Here is a 25,126-nt window from a genome sequence, read left to right on the forward strand (position 1 = left end):
GGTGCCGGAATTCGGCACCGCGTCAGCAGTCAAGCAAGCAGTCCTGTGTTTCTTGTTTTTATCGTTCGATGACCAGGCTGACGCCTTGGCCGCCACCGATGCACAACGTGGCCAAGCCTTTTTTGCCGTCACGGCGAATCAGTTCGTGCACCAGCGACACCAGAATCCGCGCGCCTGACGCGCCGATCGGATGACCCAGCGCAATCGCGCCACCGTTGACGTTGACCTTGTTCGTGTCCCAGCCCAGTTCTTTGCCGACCGCCAGCGATTGCGCGGCGAACGCTTCGTTGGCTTCGATCAGGTCGAGGTCGTCCAGGCTCCAGCCGGCTTTCTCCAGCACCAGGCGAGTGGCCGGCACCGGGCCGATGCCCATGATCGACGGGTCGACGCCTGCGCTGGCGTAAGCCTTGATGCGCGCCAGCACCGGCAAGCCGAGGGCTTGGGCCTTGGCGGCGCTGGCCAGCAGCAACACGGCGGCGCCATCGTTGAGGGTCGACGAATTGCCGGCGGTCACGCTGCCGTCTTTCTGGAACGCCGGTTTGAGGTTGCTCAATGCTTGCAGCGTGCCGCCCGGGCGCGGTTGTTCATCCGTATCGAACACCAGCGGATCGCCCTTGCGCTGAGGGATCAGGATCGGGGTGATTTGCCCCTTGAAATAGCCCGCTTCGGTGGCGGCGGCCGCTTTCTGTTGCGAGGCGGCGGCGAAGGCGTCCTGATCTTCGCGGCTGAGGCTGTACTTCGTGGCCAGGTTCTCAGCGGTGATGCCCATGTGGTAGTCGTTGAAGGCGTCCCACAAACCGTCTTGAATCACGCTGTCCTGCAATTGCGCATGACCCAGGCGCAGACCGGTGCGTACCTTGGGCAGCACATACGGCGCCAGGCTCATGTTTTCCTGACCGCCGGCAATCACCAGCTCGGCGTCGCCGCAACGGATCGCTTGAACGGCAAGCTGAACAGCCTTGAGGCCCGAGCCGCAAACCTTGTTCAGGGTCAGGGCAGGGGTGGTAAAGGGCAGGCCGGCCTTGATCGCCGTCTGGCGTGCCGGGTTTTGCCCCGAGCCTGCGGTGAGGACCTGGCCGAGGATCACTTCATCAATCTGCGCGCCGTCCACGCCGGTTTCTTCCAGCAGACGGCGAATCACCGCGGCGCCCAGCTCGGTGGCTGGAATCGCCGACAAGGCCCCTTGAAAACTGCCGATGGCGGTACGTGTAGCGGCAACGATTACGACTTCGTTCATGCGTGACCTCATTAAAATTTTGTCCAGCGGGAACAGGGCGTCCTTGCCCTGATCGGTCTACTGCATGTTCATGCCGCCGTTCACCGAGAAGTCGGCGCCGGTGCTGTAGCCCGATTCATCGGAAGCCAGCCAGGCAACGATCGAAGCGATTTCTTCGGGTTGGCCGAGGCGCCCGACCGGGGTGGCCGCAATCATGGTGTCGAGGATGTCCGGGCGGATGGCCGCGGTCATGCTGGTCTGGATGTAACCCGGGGAGACGGTGTTGACGGTCACGCCCTTGCCGGACACTTCCCGCGCCAAGGCCATGGTGAAGCCGTGGATGCCGGCCTTGGCCGCGCTGTAGTTGGTCTGGCCGAACTGGCCGCGCTGACCGTTGATCGAGGAAATATTGATTACCCGTCCCCAGCCCTTGGCCAACATGCCTTCAATCACCTGCTTGGTGGTGTTGAATACGCCGCTCAGGTTGGTGCCGATGACTGCGTTCCAGTCCTCGGGCGTCAGCTTGCGAAAGGAGGCATCGCGAGTGATGCCGGCGTTATTGACCAACACATCGATCGGGCCGAATTGTTCGCGCGCCATCTCGAAGGCCTTGCGCGTCGACTCCCAATCGGTGATGTCGCCGTAGACGCATTCGAACTGATAACCGGCCGCCAGTTGAGTGGCAATCCAGTCATTCTTGCGGGCGGAATCGGCGCTACAGCCGACGATGACCTTGAATCCTTCCTTGTACAGGCGCTGGCTTATCGCCGTGCCAATCCCACCCATACCACCTGTGACCAACGCAATACGACCAAGCGACTTCATAAGCTCCGTTCCTTTTTTGTTTTTGCGCTGCAAGATGGGTGATTGTTTGGTATTGGCGGGGGATGCGGAAGTGTTGGGAGGTGACGGCGTGGTGTCCAACGGTGCCACGAGCGGTTTAGTTGCATCGGGGCGACGAATGGCTCGAAACACTGGCAAAAAGTGAGGAGTACCTATACTGGGATCAATATTGGCAACGAAACAACCCGTTAGAATTTTGCTTCATCGCAGATCAGTCATGGCTCCGGACAGGATGTTCGGTTCCACAGGTCATTGAGGACGCCATGTATAAAATGAGTTCAGGCTATGCCAGCGTGCTGGTCAATACGCTTTCGGCTCAAGGACTGGATGTCGCCAGTCTGTGTCGGGAGGCTGGACTAGACATTGATCTCGCGAACAAACCAGGAGCGTTTTGCGAGCGAAAGGCCATTTATCGACTCTGGGGACTGGCCGCTGAGGCCTCGGGCGACCCGGACATTGGCTTACGGGCCTATGGCAGCTTCCACCCCGGCAGCTTTCAGATCATCGGCTACACCATGATGTCCAGCCTGAATCTGAAAAAGGCCCTTGAACGCCTGGTTCGTTTCAGTCCGTTGATTGGCACCGGGTTCAGTCTTTTCTTTACCGCGGAACAGCAACATTACCGGTTGTCCAGCCTCGACCATCAACAGCATGGTTCGGTCAAACCGCGCCAGTACACCGATGCCGCTCTGGCGTCATTGCTGAGTTTTTGCCGCAAACTGTTGGGCGGCGACGCACCGCATCCCTTGAGCGTTGAGTTCACTTATCCCGAGCCCGAAGACATTTCCGAGCATCGACGCCTGTTTGGCCCCAACCTGCAATTCGACGCGCCTTACGACAGCATTTTGTTTGACGGGCAGGAGCTGATGCGACCGCTGAGCATGGCCAACGAAGCGTTGGCGGTGCTGCATGACAGTTTCGCCGAGGCGCAATTGGACCTGCTGTTTGGTTTTTGCATTGTCGGGCGGATTCGCGCGCTGATTACCGAGCGCTTGAGTCAGGGCCAGGGGCAGTGCGACATGGAGTCGATCGCAGCCGCCTTGAACATCAGCAAGCGCACGCTGCAACGGGCGCTGGAGAAGGAAGGGACACAATTCAAGGACGTGCTGAGCGCGGTGCGTCGGCAATTGGCCGATTTCTACCTGCGCCACTCTCACTTCAACATGAAGCATGTCGCGTATCTCCTTGGTTTTCATGACCACAGCAGCTTCAACAAAGCCTGTACCCGCTGGTTTGGCATGACACCGGGGCAGTATCGCTCCGATGTATCGTTCGGGATCGAGGAAGCCGCGCCGGTGTGACGCGGTGAACTGCTCTAACATTTTGTAAACAACGAATCCTCTGTGGAGCGCGCTTTTGTGGCGAGGGGATTTATCCCCGTTCGGCTGCGAAGCAGTCGTAAAACCATTGTGCGCGGTGCACGTGATACACCGCGGTTTTCGATTTTGGGGCCGCTTCGCAGCCCAACGGGGATAAATCCCCTCGCCACAGAGCTCGCTCCTACAGGTTGCTCATCAGGGTGCAGGAGGTTTCTTCGCGCCTTTTTTGACCTTGGCCGGTTTGCGCGTTTTGGTCGGCGTTACCGGAGCAATCGGCTCAGCGACGACCGCCGGGACCTTTTGTTTAACCGGCTCTGTTACGACGACCGGGGCCTTTTGTTTAACAGGCTCTGGTACGACCACCGGTGTTTTCGCCTTGATCGGCTCCGGATTTGTCGCCGGGGCTTTCTCCTCGACAACATCGGCTTCACCCGGTGGTCGAGTCAGGTTGAAACCCGGCAGTGGCACGTTGAGCAGCGTGTGCAGCTCACACCAGAACGGGTTATCTGCGCCGCTGGTCAGCAATTCCGGGAGCAAATTGGCGACGGCCGCCAGCACCTGTTGGCGTTCTTCGACCTCGGCCAGCATCAGGGGCAAGCTGTGCAGGCTTTCCTGTGGGTGGGTGGCGACCAGCAGTTTTTGCAGGCGCAGGGTTTCGCGCAGGTCGAGTGGCTCGGCGCTGTAGTCCTGCAGCAGCACCTGCAATTGCAGGATCAGTTTCTCGACGCTTTGCTTGCCTGGTTCATCGCTGTCGCGGCCCAGCAGAAACAGGATCCGGATCAAGGCTTCCATCAAACCGCCCAGGGGCAGGGCGTCCTGAAGGCGTTCAATCAGGACTTTATCGTGCTGCTCGGCATGCGCGTGGAGATCGCGCGCCGATGTGTTGCCGCTGAGGCAGTTGAGCAGGCCATACACGCCGTAAAAACTCATTTCCTGAGCGGCATCACGCAGGTCCCGATAGCCGTTCAAGGCGTCCTGAATCTGGTTGGAAAACAGATCCTGCCAGGCCAGCAACGGATTGGACGGGCTCGCCGGAAGGCGATCCTTGCTCACCTGGACGGCACTGCCAGCCAGCCACCAGAGCGCCGGGTTCAGGCTGTTCCACATCACTTGTTGCTGGTGGAACGGGTGTGCCTTGCGCATCATTTCGGCGGTCGGCTCGTTGATCAACTGACGCAACCACGGCCGTACACATCCGTCGTAAAGCGTGTTGTTGAAATCGGAGGCACGCTCGACCAGCGCGAATTCGCGATCGTCGTCACGGGCCGGCTGCACTTCACCATGGATGTCGGCGATACGCCGTGGCTCGAAACGCACGGCGTACGGCGTTGGCGAATTTTCCGGCAGGTCATCGATGAGCATTTCATAGAGACCGCCCGGCAGTTCGTTGATCGCGTCGACGGCTCCCAGCAATTCGCGGTGTTCACGCCGCGCGACTTCGCCGGAAACAAAGATGCCCAGATGACCAATGCTCGCGTGCCGCAGGTAAACAATGGTGCGACCGGCATTTTGCAGGGCGAGGTCGCTGGGATAGACGTCGGTGATCCAGTCCAGCGCCTGTTGCGGCGAGGTGATGTTGTCGCCATAGGAGCAGAACACCACCACCGGCACTTCGATGCGTTTGAGGTCGAGCCCGCTGCTCTTGCGCCCGAGGCCGCCAGACAGCTGATTGCCGATGAACAGGTCGTCGACAATCATCTCGATTTCTTCGCCATTGAGCAGGGTCGGGCTGCCCCACCAGCGTTCGAAATCCAGGAACCGTGGGGCCTCGCTGTCGACTTCGCTGAACAAGTGGTAGTACTTGCCCCATAAGGCGTTGGCCGGGTCGAGGCTTTCGAAATTGCTCACCAGCCAGGTGCCGTCGAAACGGTCATTGCCCAGGTCGCTGCCCAGGCGCGCCATCCAGCCACCGCCCAGCAAACCGCCGGTGTAGCGCATCGGATTGCGGCCATTGACGCCAGCCCAATACGACAGCGGTGCACCATTGACGATGATCAGTCCCGGCAGTTCCGGGCGGGTCGCCGCCAGGCCCATCAATGCCCAACCAGCCTGGCAATTGCCAATGACCACGGGTTTGGCGCTGGCGGGATGTCGGGAGCTGACCTCTTCGATAAACCGCGCCTGGGCTTCAACGATGTCCGCCAGGGTTTGGCCCGGGCGTGGTGAATGGCTGAACGAGATGAAATAGGTCGGGTGGCCGGCACGCAAGCTTTCGCCGATCACCGAATCCTGTTTGAAACCGCCGATCCCCGAACCGTGGCCGCCGCGCGGGTCAATGATGATCACCGGCTGCTTTTTGCTGTCGAGCTGTTGCCCGGGGCCTGCGAGGATCTGCAACAACGAGTAGTTGACCGGGCGCGGCAGGTCTTCGCCGGCGACCAGGGTTTGATGGTTGAACTTGAGCAGCAGCGGATACCCGGCGCGTTCATGGGCCAGGGTGTTGTCGCCGCGCTGACGCAAGGTGTCCCAGAACAGCACGCTACGTTGGCCAAGGTCGGTGAGGTATTCCTGCCAGTCTGCGGCGGTTGGCTGTTTGAGCAACCCAAGGCTTGAAGGCGCGTAGGTTTTGGCCTGGCGCTGTTGCACGGCGTCAAGAACGTTGCGGGTGTTGAGGCGCTGCAGATGGTTCAGATGCTCGAACAAACCGGACGGAGCAGAGAACCCTTCATCGTGCAGCGCAATATTTTCTTCCTGACCCATCGTGGACTCCTGACACCCTGCATGGGAACGTCGCCCTGACTACTAGAAGCCAAGCCGGCCGTTCGATTATCACGAGTGTATAGGGAATGTAGGTCAAGGAAGCGAACTTTATTGTGCGCTGCACAAAATAGCCGTTGCCAAATTGTTTTGTGCGCTGCAATATTCAACCTAACGCGATGGCTGGCAGGATCGCTTCGCGTCCTCAGGTCCATCCGGGCCTTTAAGTACCAGGAGATTCAAGCATGTCTTTTTTCAATTCGGAAAAACTGCAAACCGCTCAGAAAGCCAACCTCGATCTTTTGCAGCAGATCAGCGGCAAAGTCTTCGCCAGCGTTGAACAGCTGAGCCAGTTGCAGTTCAAGGCACTGCGTGACTCCACCGAAGAGCACTTCGAAGGCGTTCGCAAGCTGTTGGCCGTGCGTGATCCACAAGGTTTTGCTGATTTGCAGGCGTCGTTCACCCAGCCGAGCGCGCAGACCGAACGTCTGGCCGAGTTCAATCGTCAGGTTCAAGCGCTGATCGTGGGCACGCAGTCGGACATCGCCAAACTGACGGCGAGTCAAGTCGAGGCGGGCACCCAGCAGGTGAATGAGTTCGTTGAATCGATCAGCAAGAATGCACCGGCCGGTTCCGAGCCAGTCGTGGCGGCCTTCAAGTCGGGCCTGGCGAACGCCAGTACCGCGTTTGAAAGTGCACAGAAAGCCGTGAAACAGGCTTCCGATGTGGCTCAGAGCAATTTTGACGCGGCCACTGCCGCTGCCACCAAAGCAGCACCGGAAGCGGGCGCCAAGGCTACCAGCGGTAACAAGTAAGTCATATCAGGCCCAGCGGCACAAACAATGGCGATGGGTTTATTCCCCATCGCCATTTTTTTTCGGCCCGCTTTCGGTGCCGGGCTTGGCGCCAAACATGCCGAACAGGTTCTGGGTATTGAGGTACAAGGCTTTGGACTGATCGACATACTGGCGCATCAGGTCCTGCATGACCGGAGCTTGTTGATGCATGAAGTCGCTCCAGGCCTCGGACGACTGCGCGCCGGTCTGCGACTGAATGTCGATAACGGTCTGGATGCTTTTGTCCAGGTAGCTGCCGAGCACGCCTTGGTACGGACCATAGAACTGGATAATCCCCATCAGCATCTCGCTGGTGAAGATCGGCTCTCCGCCGCTTTCGGCTTCCAGAATCACTTGCAGCAGGATGCTGCGCGTCAGGTCTTCGCCGCTCTTGGCATCGACCACCTGAAACGCAACTTTATCGACGACCAATTGGCGCACATCCGCCAGCGTCAGATGACTGCTGGTGTGGGTGTCATACAGTCGGCGATTGGGGTACTTCTTGATCAGACGGGGCGTGTTCCGACTGTTATCTGGCATGCGGGGCGTCTCGTGGCGAGCCTGGTTTGCAGGCATCTTAACCTACTATGGCCACTGCCGCGGGATGGGGTAGGTCGGGAGCAATATCTTCGGTGCTTCTGAGGCCGCCATCGCGGGCAAGCCCGCTCCCACAGGGATCTTCAGTGTCCCCAGATCCCTGTGGGAGCGGGCTGGCTCGCGAAGAGGCCAGCCATGACAGCGAAAATCCACCATAAAAAAGAGGACTGCGCCGGCAAGCGAGTCCCCCTTGTGAAACATGAATCGGCTTACCAGATCGGCAGGGTGTAGCTGACAATCAGACGGTTTTCATCGAGATCACTGCCAAAGTTGGTCGACCGCACCGTTGCATTCCGCCATTTCACGCCGACATTCTTCAGCGGGCCGCTCTGCACGACATAACCAATGTCGGTATCACGTTCCCACTCCTTGCCTTCCGGACGATTGCCGCCCAGGTCGATATTGTCGCCGGTGATATAGCGGGTCATGAAGGTCAGGCCCGGCACGCCCATGGCCGCAAAGTTGTAGTCGTAACGCGCCTGCCAGGATTTTTCGTCCTTGCTGGCGAAGTCACCGATCTGCACGAAGTTCACCAGGAACGCATCGGTGCCGTTGACGTAGGCAAAACCGGTGTCGCCGCTCATGCCTTGATAACCCAGGCCAAACGCGTGCCCGCCGAGGCTGTAGGTGAACATTGCGCCAATCGCATTGTTGTCGACATTGCTGCCGCCATCATCCGTGGAGCGAGCAAAACGCAGGTCCGTTTTCAACGACTGCCCCGTGGTCACCGGCATCACGTAGGTCAGGTTCACCAGGTGCTGACTGTAGAAATTGTCGAGGTGGCCGTAGCTGTAGCCGGTGGCGAGATTGCTGGTCCACTTGTAGTTGAGGCTGGCGAAATCGAAGCTGTCGCTGTCGACATGCCGCGTGGTGATGCCTTTGGCGCCGGTGCGGGTGATGCCCATGTCCTCGTAGTCCGAGGAGTCACGCTGATTGACCTGGGTCAGCCGCCCGGCATCCGCCGTCAGGCCTTCAATCTCCAGCGAGGTCAACTGACCGCCCTTGAAGGTTTGTGGCAACAACCGAGAATCGTTGGCCAATACCGTTGGCAGTTTCGGCAGCAGTGTGCCGAGTTTCAGGGTGCTTTTGGAGGCGCGCAGTTTGGCGGTCAGACCCAGTTCGCCGTACTCGTCCTGCGCCCCTTTGCTCGTGTCGCGATGGCGTTTGAGCAGGCCGGAGCCTGCGCGATCAGGGCTGGAATCGAGTTTGACACCGACCAGGCCAATCGCATCGAAACCGACGCCGATCAAACCGTCGGTGAAGCCCGACTCATAGCGCAGCAGAAAACCCTGGGCCCATTCCTCTTGTTTGGATTGGGCGGCGTTGTCCTGGCGATAGTCACGGTTGAAATAGAAGTTGCGCAGCTCGAGGCTGGCCTTGCTGTCTTTGACAAAGTCCGCAGCAGCGGGGGCCGAGAGGCTGATGACGCCGCCAGCCAGTAACAGTCGGGTAGCGAGGGTGCGGGTGTTGCGGTCCATGGTGAAGCCCCTTTGTTTTTATTATGGAAAGACAGGTCCCGCGGCCCTCGCCAGGCAGGCGAGGGCTTATCAATAAAAAAACGCGGACGCCGAATCGAGAGGAGCGTGGCGCCGCGTCGGTTCAATCGTTAGAACTGTTCGGCGCTCAGGCCGTACAACGAGGCGCTGCCGGCGAGAATGGAATGCTCCAGGCTCAACGTGCGCGGGAGCAGGCGACGGATGTAGAAATCGGCGGTGGCGATCTTCGCGCCGTAAAACTTGGGGTCGTCGCTGAGTTTTTTCTTCGCGACCTGGGCCATGCGCGCCCAGAGCCAGGCGTAGGCGACGTAACCGAACAGGTGCAAATACTCGACCGAAGCCGCGCCGATTTCGTTGCGATTGGTCGCGGCCTGGTCTTGCAGCCAGTCGCTGAGGTTTTCCAGACGCTGCACGGCATCGAACAGTTGCACGGAGTAGGGCGCGTCGGGCTGATGGGCGAAACGACGGATCTCCCCGGTGAATTGACGCAGCGCGAAGCCGCTATCGGCCAGCACTTTGCGACCGAGCAGGTCCAGCGCCTGAATACCGTTGGTGCCTTCGTAGATCTGCGCGATGCGCACGTCACGGACCAATTGTTCCTGGCCCCATTCGCGGATGTAGCCATGGCCGCCGAAGACTTGCTGGCCGTTGATGCAGCTTTCCAGACCGGTGTCGGTGAAGAACGCTTTGGCCACTGGCGTCAGCAGCGCGACCAGGGTCTGGGCGCTGTCGCGCTCCTTGGCGTCATCGGAAAACTTCGCCAGGTCCAGTTGCTGTCCTACATAACTGGCAAACGCACGGCCACCTTCGGTCATGGCTTTCATGCTCAGCAGCATGCGCCGCACATCCGGGTGGACGATGATCGGGTCAGCCACTTTGTCCGGGGCAATCGCACCGGTCGGGGAGCGGCTCTGCACACGTTCGCGGGCATACGCCACGGCGCTCTGATAGGACGCTTCGGCGCAGCCAATGCCCTGAATGCCGATGGACAGGCGCTCGTAATTCATCATGGTGAACATCGCCGCCAGGCCTTTGTTGGCCTCGCCGACCAGCCAACCGCTGGCGCCGTCGAAGTTCATCACGCAGGTGGCCGAGGCCTTGATGCCCATCTTGTGTTCGATCGAACCGCAGCTCACGGCGTTGGCATCGCCGAGTGAACCGTCGGCATTGACCAGCACCTTGGGCACGACGAACAGCGAGATACCTTTCGGCCCCGCAGGCGCATCCGGCAGTTTGGCCAGCACCAGATGAACGATGTTTTCGGTCAGGTCCTGATCACCACCGGTGATGAAGATCTTGCTGCCGGTGATGCTGAAGCTGCCGTCAGCCTGAGGTTCGGCGCGGGTGCGGATGATCCCCAGGTCGGTGCCGGCGTGGGCTTCGGTCAGGCACATCGAGCCGGCCCAGCGACCTTCGTACATCGGCGGCAGATAGATTTTTTTCAGGCTCTCGCTGGCGTGGGCATCCAGTGCCAGGCAAGCACCGGAACTCAATGCCGAATACAGGGCGAAACTTGAGTTGGCGCCGTAAAGCATTTCTTCGAACTGCACGGCGAGCATCTTCGGCATGCCCATGCCGCCGAAATCGGCGTTACCGGAAAGGCCCACCCAGCCGCCTTCAATGAAGGTGGCATAAGCCTGTTTGAAGCCGATCGGTGTGCTGACCTGGCCATCGAGCCACTGGGCGCCTTCTTCGTCGCCGCTGCGATTCAACGGCGCAATCAGGTGCGAGGTGACTTTCGCCGCTTCCTCAAGAATGGCGTCAGCGGTGTCGGCGTCGACATTGTCGGCCAAGGCCGGCAAGCGCGCCCACAGGGCCGGGGCATCGAACACTTCATGCAGCACAAAGCGCATGTCGCGCAGCGGGGCGTTGAATTCGGGCATAACGTGAACCTCAAAAGGTGTGCGGTGGGCACGGCGCTGCAATGGCAGGCCGTGCCCTTTCAATCAATGAGCGGAAGCGCTGGCAGCGCCGAGGCCGGTCTGGGCACGAACGAACTGGTCGGCGTAGGCATCACGCTCCTTGTCGGCCCGCACGCTGCGGTCGAGTTTGGAGACGACGATGATCACGAAGAACGCCAGCGGCATGGAGAACAGTGCCGGGTGGTCGTACGGGAAGATCGCTTGGGCATGACCGAGTACGGTGACCCAGACGGCTGGCGACAGGATCACCAGCACCAGCGCGCAGATCAGGCCGGCGAAACCGCCGATGATCGCGCCTTTGGTGGTCAGGCCTTTCCAGTACATGGCCATGATCAGCACCGGGAAGTTGGTTGACGCGGCGATACCGAAGGTCAGGCCCACCAGGAACGCAACGTTCATCTTCTCGAACAGAATGCCCAGCAGAATCGCGATGATGCCCAGGCCAACCGTGGCCATGCGCGTCACACGCATTTCCTCTTTCTGACTGGCTTTGCCTTTCTTGAACACCGTGGCGTAGAGGTCATGGGAAATTGCCGAGGCACCGGCCAGGGCCAGCCCGGACACCACCGCCAGAATGGTGGCGAAGGCCACCGCCGAGAGGAAACCGAAGAACAAGTTGCCACCGACCGCTTTGGCCAGGTGCATGGCAACCATGTTGCCGCCGCCGATCAAGGCACCGCCGACTTCACCATTAACGTAGTACTGCGGGTCGGTGCCGATGATGACCATCGCGGCAAAGCCCAGGGTGCACACAACGAGGAAGAAGAAGCCGATGAAACCGGTGGCGTAGAACACCGACTTACGCGCTTCCTTGGCGTTGGGCACGGTGAAGAATCGCATCAGGATGTGCGGCAGGCCGGCAATCCCGAACACCAGGCCCAGGGACATGGAAGCGGTGTTGATCGGGTCGGCGAGCATCGAGCCCGGGCCCATGATGTTCCAGCCACTGGCATGGGCCTGGACGGCTTTGTCGGCGAGGGTTTCGTAGCTGAAACCGAACTGCGACATGGCCATCACCGCGAGGGTGGTGCCGCCGGCGAGCAGCAACACCGCCTTGATGATCTGCACCCAAGTGGTGGCGATCATGCCGCCGAAAATCACGTAGACCAGCATCAACGCGCCAACAATCACCACGGCAACCGGGTAATCGAGACCAAACAGCAATTTGATCAATTGACCGGCACCGACCATCTGCACGATCAGGTAGCAGCACACCACCGTCAGCGAACCGAACGCGGCGAAGATCCGCACTTTGTTCTGGTCCAGGCGATAGGACACGATGTCGGCGAAGGTGTAGCGGCCAAGGTTGCGCAGACGCTCGGCCATCAGGAAGGTGATGATCGGCCAGCCGACAAAGAAGCCGATGGTATAGATGAAGCCGTCGTAGCCCTTGGCGAATACCAGGCTGGACAGCCCCAGCAGCGTGGCGGCGGACATGTAGTCACCGGCAATCGCCAGACCGTTCTGGAACCCGGTGATGCCACCGCCCGCGGTGTAGAAGTCCGACGTGGATTTGGTTTGCCGCGCGGCCCACCAGGTAATCGCCAGCGTGCCCAGCACGAAGACGAAGAACATGCCGATGGCGTGCAGATTTAGCGGTTGTTTTTCCACTGCGCCCACGGCCGGGGCAGCGAGGGCGATGGAGGCCGGCAACAGGCCGGCAGCGGCGAGGACGAGCTTACGAAGCAGGTTCATTACTTGCTCTCCTCGAGAATGGCGGCGCCCAGTGCATCGAAGCGCGTGTTGGCGCGGTAGACGTACCAGCCAGTCAGCAGCCAGGAAAAAATGATGATTGCCGCGCCCACTGGCATACCCAGGGTCAACATCCGATGTTCGGCGAGCGGCGCATGCAGCCACTGCGGGGCAAACGCCACGACCAGCATGAACCCGTAGTAAGTGCCCAGCACCGCAGCGCTCAGCGACCAGGCCAGGCGCGAACGGCTGCTGACCAATTGCAGGAACTTCGGATTGGTCCGAATGCGTTCGCAACGTTGGGTATCGGTTGAATGGATGTCGATCATGGGTGGCTCCACATGTGTTGTTATAGGCGTTTGAACGGGGCTGAATTCGGCGTGCACGAGCCCGAAGCGGCAGGTAAGGCACCTGCCGCCGGGTGGGGACAACGTCGGTTCGGGTTAGAGCGCTTTAGCCCTGTCGCGCAGGACGTACTTCTGGATCTTGCCGGTGGATGTTTTCGGCAGCAGGGTGAAAATCACCGTGCGCGGGACTTTGAAACCGGCCAGGTGCTCACGGCAGAAACTGATGATGTCGGCCTCGCGCACGTCCTGGTGATCGGCCTTCAAGGTGACGAAGGCGCAAGGCGTTTCGCCCCATTTTTCATCGGGACGGGCGACCACGGCGGCTTCCATCACGCCCGGATGGCGATAGAGCACGCCTTCCAGTTCGATGGTGGAAATGTTCTCGCCGCCGGAAATGATGATGTCCTTGAGCCGGTCCTTGATCTCGACATAACCGTTGGGATGACACACCGCCAGATCACCGGTGTGGAACCAGCCGCCTTCGAATGCTTCGGCGGTGGCAGTCGGGTTCTTCAGGTAGCCCTTCATCACAGTGTTGCCGCGCATGAAGATCTCACCGATGGTCTGACCGTCGCGTGGGGTCGGTTCCAGGGTCTTCGAATCGCCGACCATCACGCCTTCGAGCGTCGGGTAGCGCACACCCTGACGGGATTTGATCTGTGCCCGTTCTTCCAGCGGCAACTCATCCCATTCGGCATGCCAGGCGCAGAGCGTTACCGGGCCATAGGTTTCGGTCAGGCCGTAGACGTGGGTGACCTTGATGCCCATCTCTTCGACAGCGCCGATCACTTTGGCCGGTGGTGCAGCGCCGGCAACCATGGCGTTGACCGGGTGATCGATGGCCGCTTTCGCCGATTCCGGCATGTTGACCAAGGCATTGAGCACGATCGGTGCAGCGCACAGGTGCGTGATCTGATGCTCGCGGATCAGGGTGAGGATTTTCTGCGGATCGACGCGGCGCAGGAACACATGCACGCCGGCCATTGCGGTGATGATCCACGGGTAGCACCAACCGTTGCAGTGGAACATCGGCAGGGTCCAGAGGTACACCGGATGGTTGCCCATGGCCCAGGTCATCTGGTTGCCCAGCGAGTTCAGGTACGCGCCGCGATGGTGGTAAACCACGCCTTTCGGGTTGCCGGTGGTGCCGGAGGTGTAGTTCAACGAGATGGCTTGCCACTCGTCGGCCGGCCACTGCCAGGCGTAATCCGGATCGCCTTCGGCCAGCAGCGCTTCATAGTCCAGGTCGCTGACGGCCTGGCCTTCACCGTATTCCGGGTCATTGACGTCGATGACCAGCGGCGGGTGATCGAGCATGCCGATGGCGGCATGAATCACATCATGGAACTCGCGGTCGGTGATCAGCACCTTGGCTTCACCATGCTGCAGCATGAAGGCAATGGCTTCGGCATCCAGACGCACATTGAGCGGGTTGAGCACTGCACCGATCATCGGCACGCCGAAATGCACTTCCAGCATCTCGGGGATGTTGGGCAGCATCACCGCCACGGTGTCGTTCTTGCCGATACCGCGACCGGCCAGCGCCGAGGCCAGACGACGGCAACGGGTGTAGGTCTGCGCCCAGGTACGACGGATCGAACCGTGGATCACGGCCGGGTAGTGGGGGTAAACGCTGGCAGTGCGCTCGATGAAGCTGAGCGGAGACAAAGCAATGTGATTGACAGCCGAAGGGCCTAGCCCTTGTTCATAGATCGACATGACGGGTACTCGGTGGCTGATTGTTAGCTCTATGGATGGCCTGTTCAGCTTAGCCGCTGAGGTCATCCTTTATGTCCGGTCTGCTTTATATAACAATCTGCCATGCATATGGAAGTACAACCTACGCAGTATAGTATATGTACTATATTTGATTCTTCGGTGTCCAAATGAATGCGGCGATACCTCTGGCGCCGGTATATTCTTGGCTCCCCCGGACAAAGCGGACCTGTGATGACCCTGACTCCCGTTCGATTGCACAGCTGGTTGCGCCTGCAACGCGAGGGCGTGTCCCTGGCCGCCCGGGCGGATGCGTTGTGCCGAGCGTTGCAGGAATGTCCCGAGGTACGCCGGGCGGTTTATCTGAGCTGGCAACCCACAGCGCGCATTTACAGCCACGAAGGCGCCGCACAGCATTTCCCGCCGGGCCTGGGCGATCCGTCGCTAGCCAGCGATCAGTTGCTGTTTGATCGGCTGGGCGAAACCGGCCGCCTGGACCTGGCCCAGGTGCGGCAACTCGATTGCTGGCTGTCCGGGCGGTTGCGCCGCGCCGCGATCAGCCACGGTCAGGTATTTGATCTGGCGTTGCAGGCGGGTCAGGCAGGCCTGTTGCTGGTGGAAGTCTGTGACGGCGTGAGCCTTGACTGGCTGGGCTGGGTTCAGGATTTGCTGACCACCTTGCTCAGCAGCGTCAACGGCATGCTGCGGGGGTCGCCGCTGTTAGGCCACGATCCGCAACCGAGTCTGTTGCTTGATGCACAGGGCCGGCCGCTGGAGTTCAACGCGGCGTTGCTGGCGTTGCTCGCGGAAAAGCCGCTGACCGAGGTGCTGGGTTTTCTGCCGGTCAATCACCGGGTGCTGGTGCGCGCCTGCCTTGATCAACAGCGCGCTATCGAAGGGGTTGAAGCGCAGTTCGAAGCGCAGATCCTGATCTGGACATTTATCCCCGATCCCCAGGACAACCGCGTGCTCGCCCGTTGCCGCGACGCCACGGTACAAGTGCTGGCCGAGCGCGAAGCCGCCACGGCACGCCGGTTGTATCGACTGATCATCGAGAACACCACCGACCTGATTTCCCGCCACACCCCGGACGGGCGTTTTCTCGATGCTTCGCCAGCGTCCTGGACATTGCTCGGCTACTGGCCCGAAGAGCTGCGCGGGCAAATGGCCCAGGGCCTGTTCCATGGCCAGGACCTGGCCAATCTGGTACAGCGCGCCCGGGATGCGCTGGAGCAGGACGGATATCACACGATGACGTACCGCATTCGCCACCGTGCCGGGCATTACCTGTGGTTCGAAACCGCCAGCCGGGCGATTCGCGAAACCTACACCGGCGCGGTGGTTGAAGTGGTCAGCGTGTCCCGGGACATCACCGCCCGGGTGCAGGCCGAAGAGAACAAGCGGCGCCTGGCCGAAGTGGTCGAGGCCAACACCGATCCGGTGTTGTTTATCGACCCTGACGGGCAAGTGACTTACCTCAACCCGGCGGCGCGGCGCATCCTCGGCATCGATGAGCAGCAACCGATGCCGGCCCTGGCGCAGTTGTTCGCCAGTGCTGACCTGACACGCCTGCAACGTGACGGCTGGAGCTGCGCCGAACGTGACGGCGTGTGGAGCACCGATGCGCGGCTGCAGCCCCCCGGTGGCGGCACGTCAGTGCCGGTGTCGCTGGTGCTGCTGGCGCACCGTTCGGCCGGCGGCGAGCGCTATTACTCCTTAGTCGCCCGGGACATGACCGAGCGCGAACTGCGCGAGGTGCAACAGCGCCGCCATCAAGACGAACTGGCGCACACCGCACGGCTGGTCACGCTGGGCGAACTGGCCTCGGGCATTGCCCACGAAATCAACCAGCCATTGGCCGCCGTGGTCAATTACGCCAATGCCAGCCAGCGCTATTTGCAGACGCTCGATTCCAACCCGCAGGCTGCCGAACGAGTGGCCCAAGGGCTGCAACGTATCACCCAACACGCCACCCATGCCTCGGAAGTGATCAAGCGTCTACGGGCGTTTCTGCGCAAGGGCCAGCGGCGCATGCAGGCGCTGAATTTTACCGACGTCGCCCGCGAAGCCGTGCGTTTGTGCGCCTGGGAAGCGAGCAATTGCCAAGTGACAATCGAGGATCGACTGCCGGATAATCTGCCGCCCGTTTATGCCGACCGGGTGTTGCTCGAGCAAGTACTGCTCAATCTGTTGCGCAACGCCATCGACGCCAACCGCGAACAACATCCGGGGCAGCCCTCGCTGATCGTGATGACGGCGGAGCAGGGCGGTGGTGCCACCGTGGAAATCCGTGTGCAAGACCAGGGGCCGGGCGTCAGCGAGCCCGAACTGGAGCAGATATTTACCCCGTTCTATACCAGCAAGGCCGATGGCCTGGGCCTTGGCTTGTCCATGAGCCGCAGCATCATTGAAGGTTTCGGCGGTGAATTGCAGGCCCGACGTCAACCGGTCGGCCTGCTGATGTGTTGCCGCTTGCCGCTGGCCGGTCCAACAAAACAACAACAGGAATAATTCAATGGCAGGTGTGACGGAGCACGTGGTGTATGTGGTCGACGATGACCAGGGCATGCTCGATTCAACGGTCTGGCTGCTGGAATCGGTCGGGCTCAAGGCCTTGCCGTTCACCAGCGGTGTGGAGTTTCTCAGTGCCTGCGATGCCACGCTCGATGCCTGCGTGCTGCTCGATGTGCGCATGCCCGGCATGGGCGGTTTGAACGTGCAGGAAGAAATGCGCGCTCGGGAGCTGAACCTGCCGATCATTTTCGTCAGCGGGCACGCCGATGTGCCAATCGTGGTGCGGGCGTTCAAGGCCGGCGCCCATGATTTCATCGAGAAACCCTACAACGAGCAGTTGTTGCTGGACAGCGTGCAGCAGGCGCTCAGCAACTGCGCCGCCAACCGTTCGGGCAATCACGGCCATGACGCCTTGCAGGCCCGCTTGCTGACACTGACCCCCCGCGAGCGCGATGTCTTGCTGCCGCTGGTGCAGGGTTACACCACCCGGGAAATCGCCGAGCAACTGGGCGTCAGCGCAAAAACCGTCGACCTGTATCGCTCGCGTGTGATGAAGCGCATGCAGGCCAATACGCTGCCGGACCTGGTGGGCATGGCCATTGCCGCCGGACTGGTCGATCCGCTGAAACTGCGTTGAGGCCTCGCGCCGGGTATTGAGCGTCTATGCTGGGCTAACCATCCCCACCGTTGCAGTGACCTGCAAGGAGGCATCCGTGGAGCCCACGCCCTTTTCCGAGAAAACGCTCGCACGCACGCTGCTCGATGTGCTGATTCGTGCCGGGTTGATCGCTGTCCTGGTGCTTTTTTGTTTCGAGATATTCAGCCCGTTTCGCGACCTGATGCTGTGGTCGCTGATCCTGGCGATCACCCTCTATCCGCTGCAAGAGCGACTCAGGGGGAGCCACAAACCAGGGCACGTGGCGACGCTGATCATTTTGATCGCCATTGTTATCCTGATGGTGCCGATCTACCTGCTGGGCACCTCGATTGCCGATTCGGTCGAGCGGGCGATGGAAGTCGTCAAGAGTGGCGGCTTTCATATTCCGCCACCGGCCCCGTCAGTCGCCAGTTGGCCGGTGGTCGGCCAGCCGCTCACTGATCTATGGATACAGGCCTCAACCAATCTGCCTGACCTGACGGAGAAGTACATACCGCAGATCAAACACGTCAGCCTGGGCCTGTTGGGCAAACTGGCCGGCGTCGGCATGGGTTTCCTGATGTTCATCGTGGCCTTGATCATCGCCGGAATCTTCATGGCCCATGGTGAAGGCGGCAGCCGCGCCGCCGTTCAGATTGCGTCAAGATTCAGCGGTCCAGTCAAGGGGCATAAAATCGCCGAACTGTGCACCGCGACCATCCGTGCGGTCGCACTGGGCGTGGTGGGTATCGCTTTTATCCAGATGCTGCTGGTCGGGCTCGGTTTTGTCTTCAAGGGCATCCCCGGTGCCGGCCTGTTGGCCTTGGCGGTGCTGCTGCTTGGCATCATGCAGTTGCCAGTGAGCCTGATTACGTTGCCAGTGATTGCCTTTGTCTTCGCCACGGAAGGCGCCAACACCGCGACCATTATTTTCGCCATCTATGTGTTCATCGCCGGCCTGGTGGACAACGTCCTCAAACCTTTACTGTTGGGGCGCGGTGTCGATGTGCCGATGCCGGTGGTGCTGATTGGCGCCTTGGGCGGCATGGTCACCAGCGGCATCATCGGGCTGTTCATCGGCCCGGTGGTGCTTGCCGTCGGCTATCAATTATTCTGGCAATGGGTGCAGGATCGACCGCCGGAAGGAGGAGGGCCGCCACTATGACTGCGCAGGACCAAGAACTGCTGGATCAGGTGCTGATCGCCCATGGTGGTCTGGAGCGCTGGAACAGCTTCAAAACCGTACGCGCCACGCTGGTGACCGGCGGTTCGCTCTGGGGCGCGAAAGGGCTGACCCAGGACAGCGCCCCTCGCCAGATGACCGTTTGGCTGCATGAACAGAAAGCCTCGGTAACGCCCTTCGGCGGCCCGGATAAACGGACCGCCTATACACCCGACAGAATCGCCATCGAAACCACGGACGGCACGGTGATCGCCGAGCGCCAGGCACCCCGGGAATCCTTCCGCGATCACGACGTAGACACCCCGTGGGACCCACTGCATCGCGCCTACTTCAACGGCTATGCACTCTGGTCCTACCTGACCATGCCTTTCCTGTTTGCCTTGCCCGGTGTGGTGACCGAAGAAATCGAGCCGTGGCAAGAAGGATCACAAGACTGGCGCCGCTTGCGGGTGCACTTCCCCGAGCACATCGCCACCCACTGCGCCGTACAGGATTTCTACTTCGGCGCAGACTTTTTGCTGCGTCGACACGACTACAACGTCGACGTCAGTGGCGCCATGCCGGCCGCCCAGTATGTGTCTGACTACATCGAAGCTGACGGGCTGCGCATGCCCGGCAAGCGGCGTGCCTACCGACGCGGGTGGGACGGCCAGGCCAACAAGGATGCGTTGCTGGTGGCCATCGACCTGAGCGAAATCGGCTATTCCTGATGCGACGCGGAGGGATCAATCATGACCGTACATGCCTGGGAAAAGCTCTACCTGGATGACCTGAGCCTGGGTCAGCAGTTCGAAAGCGACAGCCTGCGCGTCCATCGCGCCTCAATGCTGGCCTTCGCTCAGGAGTACGACCCGCAACCGTTTCACCTCGACCCTGAGGCCGCCGAGATGAGCCTGTTCCGTGGCCTGGCCGCCAGCGGCTGGAACACCGCTGCGTTGACCATGAAACTGCTGGTGGACAGCGTACCGTTGGCGGACGGCATCATCGGGTTAGGCATCGAACTGAGCTGGCCGACACCGACTTACCCCGATGACCTGTTGCACCTGCAATGCACCGTGCAGGCCATCGACCCGTCCAGCACCAAGCCCGACCGGGGCGTGGTGACGATGTTCATGGAAACCCTCAATCAGAATGACAAGGTGGTGCAGCGAGCCACTGGCAAACTGTTGGTCTTCAGGAGACCGCCGCCTGACTGAAAAGTAGTTATAGGTTTCAGGGCACGCGCATGATGGCGCAGGCCAGATTTCACCGAGTCAGTCGAGTGCGCTCTGTCGATGGCAGGGACCGGAGGAGGCGTTGTGAAACCATTTCTGCCCAGGCCCAGCGCCTCAACGATGAACATGTTGCGTGAAGGTTGCCTGCAACGCCGTGACGCGGTGCCGCAAGAACTGACGGAACAAGCGGTCATCCCGGGCATCCCGAATGCGCGTTACTGGCTGGACCGGGACCTGACGTCGTTCATCCGGGATGCCAGCCTGGCCAATGATCGCGAGGTCGAGGCGCTCGCCGACACAGAGTTGCCCCCCGACGCGCTGCCACTGGCTTACTACCTGGCCATTTCGGGGGGCGGCGACGCCGGCACCTTTGCGGCGGGCATCATCGCCGGCTGGAGCTTGCATGGGAGCCGACCGCCTTTCAAAGTCGTCACTGGTATCAGCGCGGGCGCCCTGGTCGCACCGTTCGCTTACCTGGGGCCTGAGTACGACAACATCATTCTGGGAATCTGCAGCGCAATCGGTCCGAAAGATGTTTTCCATGCGCGAAGTGTGCTGACCCGCCTGGCCAGCGACGGCATCGCAGACAGCAAGCCGCTGGCGCGCCTCATTGCCAAGTACATCACCGCCGACGTGCTGGCGGCCATCGCCGCGCAATACGCCAAGGGACGGCTGCTGATGATCGGCACCACCGACCTCGATGCCGGGCGTCCCGTCACCTGGAACATGGGCGCGATTGCTTCCAGCGGAGCACCGGGCGCGCTGCACCTGTTTCGCAACATCATGATCGCCTCGATGAGCATTCCCGGCGCCGTTTCACCGGTCATGATCGATGTGGAGGTCGACGGCCAACAGTTTCAGGAAATGCACGTCGACGGAGGCGTCCTCACTCAAGTGTTCCTTTACCCGCCGGGCACGGTGATAGCGCTGAACAGCGTGGCCGGCGCGCGTATCCGCCAGGCCCGGCATTTCTACGTCATTCGCAACGGCAAACTGGAACCGCAGTGGGCCGGCACCAAGCGCCGCACCTTGAGCATCGGCGGCCGGGCCATCAGCACCTTGATCCAGACCCAGGGGATCAGCGACCTCAATCACATTTACCGGATCGCCCAGCAGGATGGCGCGGACTTCAATCTGGCGTACATCGGCGGCGATTTTATCTGTCCGCGCAATCAGAAATTCGATGGCGAGTACATGAAGCGTCTGTTCGATTACGCCTTCCAACTCAGCACGAAGGGCTATCCGTGGCATAAATCGCCGCACACCTGAGTTGTCCGAATGAAAATTATGCTGTAGTTTTTCATGAAATTATAAAAAGATAATTTCATGAGGCTTGTATGTTTCAGCAGTCCACGCAGCATGTCGCCAGCTATTACGCCCACAGTTGCGCCGATCGCCTGACCACTCGGCCAGCGCTTTGCGGCGAGCAAACCACTGAGGTGGTGATCATCGGCGCCGGCTTCAGCGGTTTGCACACTGCGCTGCGCCTGGCCTTGGCCGGCAAACGCGTGACGCTGCTGGAAGCCAGCCGCGTGGCGTGGGCCGCATCGGGGCGCAATGGCGGGCAGGCGATTCTCGGCTGGTCGTGCGACATGCCGCCCCTGGAAGCGGCGCTGGGCTACGAACGCGCGCGACGGTTGTGGGACGGCATGCGCTGGGCTGCGAAAGAGTTGCGTGAATTGCCGGCGCGTCATGGCTTCGACTGTGATTATCGCGCCGGCCATTTGTGGACATCGGTGATGCCCCGTCGGGTCGGTCTGCTCACCGAGTGGCAGCGCGAAGCCAGTCACAAGTGGGGCCACGATGGTTTGCAGTTCATCCATCGTGAGCAACTGCCGGAGTGGGTGGCCAGCGAGCGCTATCAGGCCGGACTCTATGACCCCGAGGGTGGGCATCTTAATCCGTTGAAACTGGCCCTCGGCCTGGCCACCGCCATCGAACATGCGGGCGGGCGTATCCATGAACAAAGCAAGGCGTTGAGTTACCGAGAGGAGGGCGGTCAGTTCCTGGTGCACACCGAGCGCGGGTCCATTCGCGCGGATGTGCTGGTGCTGGCCTGCAATGCCTATCTCGATCGGCTCGACCCGCAACTCGCCAGTTGCGTGTTGCCGGTGGGCACTTATCAAGTCGCCACCGCACCGCTGACAGCCGAGCAGGCCACGGCGCTGTTGCCGAGCAATGTCTGCGTCACCGACAACCAGTTCGTTCTCGACTATTTCCGTCGTACGCCGGACAACCGCTTGCTGTTCGGCGGCGGCTGCACTTACCTGGGCGGCATGCCCAAGGACATTGCCGGTGCGACCCGGCCATTTCTGGAACGGGTTTTCCCGCAGCTCAAAGGCGTCGAGCTGGAATTCGCCTGGGGCGGGCATATCGACCTGACGCTTAAACGCACGCCGGACATTGGCCGTTGGGGTGATCGCTACTGGCTTCAGGGTTACTCCGGGCATGGCGTACTGCCGACGCTGGCCGCCGCCCGCGCCGTGTCCGACGCGATTCTCGGCCAGAGCGATGAACTGGCGTTGTATCAGGGCTTGAGTAACCCCAGCTTCCCCGGCGGTAAATACCTGGCCGCGCCGCTGGAAGCCATCGGCAAGGCGTGGTATCGACTGCGCGACAGCATCTGATGAATCACTTGGCGGAATTCCGGGCATGAACAAGCAAGAAGAAATCGCTGCGCTGGCGATCCTTATTCACGACCTGCGCAAGCACAAGAAATACACCTTGAAGGACTTGGCCGACCAGATCGGTCGTTCCGTCGGCTTTCTGTCACAGGTCGAACGCGGCCTGTCACGGCCCACCGTGGCCGACCTGACGGCGATCAGCGAAACCCTGGGCGTGCCGACCACTTACTTCTACAGCCTGCCCAAACCCAAGGAACTGCCGTGGGTCACCCGGCCGGATGAACGCCGTACGCTGTATTACGCCAATGGCATCACCGACATTCTGGTGTCGCCGAAGATGCGGGCGTCATTTTCCATGCTCGAAAGTCACCTCGAAGCCGGCGCCAGCAGTGGCGAGCGGCACTTGAGTGACAGCTCGGAGCAGGGCGGTTACGTGCTCGAAGGCGAGTTGACGCTGTGGCTGGGCGATGACGAGGCCGTCACCTTGCAGGCCGGCGACAGCTTTCAGTTCGACAGCCATACCCGTTGCCGCTACGGCAACCTCACCGAGCAGCTCACGCGAGTGCTCTGGGTCTACACCTGACAACCACAATAGGACCAACCATGATGGACGCTGATCTGCTGGCCGAGGTGCGCGCCTTTCGCCAACGCCACCCTGATGTACGTTATGTCGACCTGATTTCCCTGGACATTCCGGGGCACTTCTACGGCAAGCGCTATCCCGTTGAAATGCTGGAAAAGGTCGCGGCCGGCAGCGCGCTGAAGCTGCCGCAAAACTGCGTGCTGCTGGGTGTACAAGGTGGATTGTTCAAGATTGGCGACTACTGCTTTAACGACGGCGACCCGGATGCGCTGCGCCGCCTGGTGCCGGGCACACTCAAACCGGTGAGCTGGGAAGCGCAACCGCTGGGGCAAATGCTGATCACCTCGGACGGCACCGAGCAACCGATCGTGTTCGAACCGCGCCAGGTGCTGGCGCAGGTGTTGGACCGGCTCGCCGGCAAGGGCATTCATCCGGTGGTGGCATTCGAACTCGAGTTCTATCTGTTCGATAAAAAGCTGCGCGACGGGCTGCCGCAGTTTCCCCGGGATGACCTGACCGACGATGCCGACGATCAACCGAACATGCACATCGAGCGCCTGTCGCGCTTTGCGCCGGTGCTTGATGACATGGTCGAGACGTCGCAGGCGCAAGGCATCGACACCACGGTGATCACCGCCGAACTCGGCCCGGGCCAGTTCGAAATCAATTTCGGCCATCTCGATGATGGTTTGCGCGCGGCGGACTGGGCGGCGTTGTTTTGTCGCAGCACCCGGGGCGTGGCCCTGAAACACGGCTACCGCGCCAGTTTCATGGCCAAGCCTTACTTGCAGCACCCGGGCAGCGGCATGCATGTGCACGTCAGCCTTTACGACGCAGCCGGCAACAACATCCTCGCCGCGAATCAGCAGCAATCTCTGCGTCATGCCGTGGCGGGCTGCCTGGAATTGCTGCCGCATTGCATGCCGATTTTCGCACCGAACCAGAACGCGTTTCGCCGTCTGGGCGGCACGACGAACATCGCCACTCGGGCGAGTTGGGGCTTTGAGGATCGTGATGCGTGCCTGCGCATTCCGGAATCCGATGCGAAAAACCTGCGCATCGAACATCGCCTGTCGGGTGCCGATGCCAACCCATACCTGGTGCTGGCGGCGATTCTGGTGGGACTCGAACATGGCCTGGAAGCGGGCAACGAACCGATCCTGCCGCTTAACGAAGACCGCAACAGCGGGGTCGACTTCCCGCTGGAAATGCTCGAAGCGGTGCGCGCCATGCAGCATCAACCGCAGCTGCGCGAAGGGCTGGGCGCGGAGTTCGTCGATGTGTATTGCGAGAACAAGCGCCAGGATCATCTGGCGTTCATGCAGGAGATCAGTGCCCGGGAGTATCGCTGGTATCTGTAATGCACTTTTATAAAGCTTTCGTGGTGCGTCATGCACTACGCCAAGGCAGAAACGGCAGAACCGATCCCTGACAAACCCCGGCGCAAGCCTTAAAACACTGATATTCAGCGCTTGGCACAATCGCTGCATTACATCGATCAGGCCCACCGTAAACGCAGTCGAGTGGGCAGCCCCCTCGGTCAACGACGATCGATTCGTGGGCAACATCGGTGGGTCAGGCATAGACGTCTGGTTTCAACACCGCAAAAGAACAGGCAAAGACGCCTGGAACCGCAAGGTTTCAGGCGTTTTTTTTTGCTTTTTGAACCGTGATGGGCTTAGCCGGGTGC

General features: G+C 60.7%; 20 protein-coding genes. 11 read left to right on the forward strand and 9 right to left on the reverse strand.

Annotated elements, in window-relative coordinates; all coding sequences use genetic code 11:
* Window positions 1-58: 58 nt before the first annotated feature.
* Window positions 59-1,237, reverse strand: coding sequence for an acetyl-CoA C-acetyltransferase (locus ACA060_RS14235; RefSeq protein WP_497318055.1), 1,179 nt, complete (start codon window positions 1,235-1,237; stop codon window positions 59-61).
* A gap of 57 nt (window positions 1,238-1,294) precedes the next feature.
* On the reverse strand, window positions 1,295-2,041 hold the full coding sequence (gene phbB / locus ACA060_RS14240; protein WP_109631201.1) for an acetoacetyl-CoA reductase: 747 nt from the start codon (window positions 2,039-2,041) through the stop codon (window positions 1,295-1,297).
* Window positions 2,042-2,322: 281 nt separating this feature from the next.
* Here phbB and ACA060_RS14245 point away from each other — a divergent pair, with 281 nt between their 5' ends.
* A complete protein-coding gene (locus ACA060_RS14245; RefSeq protein ID WP_497318057.1) occupies window positions 2,323-3,360 on the forward strand; it encodes an AraC family transcriptional regulator in 1,038 nt (345 codons plus the stop codon).
* Window positions 3,361-3,573: 213 nt separating this feature from the next.
* Here the strand turns inward: ACA060_RS14245 and ACA060_RS14250 are convergent, their stop codons facing one another.
* On the reverse strand, window positions 3,574-6,078 hold the full coding sequence (locus tag ACA060_RS14250; protein ID WP_497318059.1) for a DUF3141 domain-containing protein: 2,505 nt from the start codon (window positions 6,076-6,078) through the stop codon (window positions 3,574-3,576).
* Window positions 6,079-6,320: 242 nt separating this feature from the next.
* On the opposite strand from ACA060_RS14250, the gene phaP reads away from it, so the two are divergent.
* Window positions 6,321-6,890 carry a TIGR01841 family phasin gene (gene phaP / locus ACA060_RS14255; RefSeq protein WP_497318061.1) on the forward strand — a complete coding sequence of 190 codons (570 nt, stop codon included), beginning with the start codon at window positions 6,321-6,323 and terminating at the stop codon, window positions 6,888-6,890.
* Window positions 6,891-6,929: 39 nt separating this feature from the next.
* Here the strand turns inward: phaP and phaR are convergent, their stop codons facing one another.
* The 6 genes from phaR to ACA060_RS14285 all read right to left on the reverse strand — a co-directional run bounded on the left by phaR (window position 6,930) and on the right by ACA060_RS14285 (window position 14,684).
* Entirely contained in the window at window positions 6,930-7,451 is a 522-nt protein-coding gene (phaR, locus tag ACA060_RS14260; protein ID WP_497318063.1) for a polyhydroxyalkanoate synthesis repressor PhaR, read from the reverse strand.
* A gap of 266 nt (window positions 7,452-7,717) precedes the next feature.
* Complete coding sequence (locus ACA060_RS14265) at window positions 7,718-8,986, reverse strand: OprD family porin (RefSeq protein WP_497318065.1); 1,269 nt, start codon at window positions 8,984-8,986, stop codon at window positions 7,718-7,720.
* 128 nt (window positions 8,987-9,114) lie between these two features.
* Window positions 9,115-10,887, reverse strand: coding sequence for an acyl-CoA dehydrogenase C-terminal domain-containing protein (locus ACA060_RS14270; RefSeq protein WP_497318066.1), 1,773 nt, complete (start codon window positions 10,885-10,887; stop codon window positions 9,115-9,117).
* 63 nt (window positions 10,888-10,950) lie between these two features.
* Window positions 10,951-12,621, reverse strand: coding sequence for a cation acetate symporter (locus ACA060_RS14275; RefSeq protein ID WP_497318068.1), 1,671 nt, complete (start codon window positions 12,619-12,621; stop codon window positions 10,951-10,953).
* Window positions 12,621-12,947 (reverse strand): DUF485 domain-containing protein, encoded by a 327-nt coding sequence (locus ACA060_RS14280; RefSeq protein ID WP_109631221.1) that lies wholly within the window; start codon window positions 12,945-12,947, stop codon window positions 12,621-12,623. Before ACA060_RS14280 ends, ACA060_RS14275 begins: the two co-directional genes overlap by 1 nt.
* Before the next feature lie 114 nt (window positions 12,948-13,061).
* Complete coding sequence (locus ACA060_RS14285) at window positions 13,062-14,684, reverse strand: acyl-CoA synthetase (RefSeq protein WP_109631224.1); 1,623 nt, start codon at window positions 14,682-14,684, stop codon at window positions 13,062-13,064.
* Between the two features lie 231 nt (window positions 14,685-14,915).
* Between ACA060_RS14285 and ACA060_RS14290 the strand changes: the two genes are divergently transcribed.
* From ACA060_RS14290 to ACA060_RS14330, 9 genes are all read left to right on the forward strand, one after another.
* Window positions 14,916-17,192 carry a PAS domain-containing sensor histidine kinase gene (locus tag ACA060_RS14290; RefSeq protein WP_497318070.1) on the forward strand — a complete coding sequence of 759 codons (2,277 nt, stop codon included), beginning with the start codon at window positions 14,916-14,918 and terminating at the stop codon, window positions 17,190-17,192.
* A gap of 4 nt (window positions 17,193-17,196) precedes the next feature.
* Window positions 17,197-17,832, forward strand: coding sequence for a response regulator transcription factor (locus ACA060_RS14295; RefSeq protein ID WP_109631233.1), 636 nt, complete (start codon window positions 17,197-17,199; stop codon window positions 17,830-17,832).
* A 76-nt stretch (window positions 17,833-17,908) separates the two neighbouring features.
* Window positions 17,909-18,997 (forward strand): AI-2E family transporter, encoded by a 1,089-nt coding sequence (locus ACA060_RS14300; RefSeq protein WP_497318072.1) that lies wholly within the window; start codon window positions 17,909-17,911, stop codon window positions 18,995-18,997.
* Complete coding sequence (locus tag ACA060_RS14305) at window positions 18,994-19,725, forward strand: hypothetical protein (protein WP_497318074.1); 732 nt, start codon at window positions 18,994-18,996, stop codon at window positions 19,723-19,725. The genes ACA060_RS14300 and ACA060_RS14305 overlap by 4 nt, the downstream gene beginning before the upstream one ends.
* A 21-nt stretch (window positions 19,726-19,746) precedes the next feature.
* Complete coding sequence (locus ACA060_RS14310; RefSeq protein ID WP_497318076.1) at window positions 19,747-20,211, forward strand: MaoC family dehydratase; 465 nt, start codon at window positions 19,747-19,749, stop codon at window positions 20,209-20,211.
* A gap of 144 nt (window positions 20,212-20,355) precedes the next feature.
* On the forward strand, window positions 20,356-21,498 hold the full coding sequence (locus ACA060_RS14315) for a patatin-like phospholipase family protein (RefSeq protein WP_497318242.1): 1,143 nt from the start codon (window positions 20,356-20,358) through the stop codon (window positions 21,496-21,498).
* A 68-nt stretch (window positions 21,499-21,566) separates the two neighbouring features.
* Window positions 21,567-22,856 carry an NAD(P)/FAD-dependent oxidoreductase gene (locus ACA060_RS14320; protein WP_497318078.1) on the forward strand — a complete coding sequence of 430 codons (1,290 nt, stop codon included), beginning with the start codon at window positions 21,567-21,569 and terminating at the stop codon, window positions 22,854-22,856.
* Between the two features lie 25 nt (window positions 22,857-22,881).
* A complete protein-coding gene (locus ACA060_RS14325; protein WP_109631250.1) occupies window positions 22,882-23,436 on the forward strand; it encodes a helix-turn-helix domain-containing protein in 555 nt (184 codons plus the stop codon).
* Between the two features lie 20 nt (window positions 23,437-23,456).
* Window positions 23,457-24,797, forward strand: coding sequence for a glutamine synthetase family protein (locus ACA060_RS14330; RefSeq protein WP_497318080.1), 1,341 nt, complete (start codon window positions 23,457-23,459; stop codon window positions 24,795-24,797).
* The last annotated feature ends 329 nt before the right edge of the window (window positions 24,798-25,126 follow it).

The sequence above is a fragment of the Pseudomonas sp. LBUM1671 genome (genome assembly GCF_059695685.1).